Raw genomic sequence first — 584 nt, forward strand, 5'->3', positions numbered from 1 at the left:
CAGCAAATATCAATGCATTAGTTTTTGACAATTCATTTTTCTCTTTTAAATCTATATCATAAAGGTTTTTAGCTGTTACTTTGTCAGCTTCGACATCATTCACATTTACGATCATCCCATAATCTTCAAGTTCTCTAACAATATCAATAACTTTTGTATTTCTTAAATCAGGGCAGTTTTCTTTGAATGTTAAACCAAGTAAATTAATCGACATTCCTTGAACTTCAATACCTTTTTTCAATAATTCTTTAATAATATTAGCAGCTACATGTTTAGACATGTTGTCATTTATACGTCTTCCGGCCAATATTACTTCTGGGTGATGTCCTAACTCTTGTGCTTTATGAGTTAAATAATATGGATCCACACCTATACAATGACCACCAACTAATCCAGGCTTAAACTTCAAGAAATTCCATTTAGTTCCTGATGCTTCAAGTACCTCATTCGTATCAATTCCTACTTTATCAAAGATTATTGCAATTTCATTCATTAAAGCAATATTTACATCTCGCTGTGTATTTTCAAGAACTTTAGCTGCTTCTGCTACTTTAATAGATGATGCTGTATGGACTCCAGCTTTA

General features: G+C 31.7%; 1 protein-coding gene. It reads right to left on the minus strand.

Annotation, left to right across the window (positions count from 1 at the left end):
• Positions 1-584 (minus strand): nucleotide sugar dehydrogenase (locus ACF91D_RS31425; RefSeq protein ID WP_392438646.1); only part of this gene is annotated, 584 nt, incomplete at both ends.

This window comes from Staphylococcus sp. 231237_7MaSpsaltlick (assembly GCF_043107035.1).